The organism is Bartonella sp. AA2SXKL (genome assembly GCF_042197205.1).
GTDB lineage: Bacteria > Pseudomonadota > Alphaproteobacteria > Rhizobiales > Rhizobiaceae > Bartonella.
Genome location: NZ_JBHIRN010000083.1, coordinates 1 through 579, shown reverse-complemented (window position 1 = coordinate 579; position 579 = coordinate 1). Strand labels below are relative to the sequence as shown.

Annotated in this window: 1 pseudogene; it reads left to right on the top strand. The window is 39.0% G+C overall.

The features are described from left to right. Nucleotides 1–494: pseudogene (locus tag ACFINS_RS09880) on the top strand (iron chelate uptake ABC transporter family permease subunit); the annotation flags it as partial. Nucleotides 495–579: the final 85 nt, after the last annotated feature.

The window sequence follows — 579 nt, the reverse complement described above, 5'->3', positions numbered from 1 at the left end:
ATTATGAAATGTTGCCGCCCCTCTCTTCAAGCCTATTTATTTGACAGTTTTTCGATGGTTCTTGAGGGAAAATACGAACTTTTATGGTTCTCTCTTCCTCTTTGTATTCTTGCCTATTTGACCGCTGATCGCTTTACAGTGGCGGGTCTTAGAGAAGATTTACCAACAATCTTGGACTGAATTATCGCACTGTTATGCTCTTTGGTCTTTTTATTATCGCCTCAATCACTGCTGTTGTCGTCTTCTGTACAGTTGGTCGAATTCCTTTCGTTGGACTGATTATTCCTAATCTTGTTTCAAATTTTATGGGTGACAATATGCGCCATACTGCTCCTTGGATAGCAATGAGTGGTGCAGGGATGGTCTTAATCTGTGATTTTTTAAGACGAATAATTCATCCTTCTCTTGAAATTCCTATCAACACGATAATGGGAGTTATTGGCAGTTTTATTTTTATGATACTGCTTTTACGCTGGAGAAAGCGTCTTGGATAAAAAGAAAACAGCAACACTGATCCTGACAACGCTTATTATAATGGCGTGCATCGTCATCAGTCTTTACATGACATGGAACATCAAC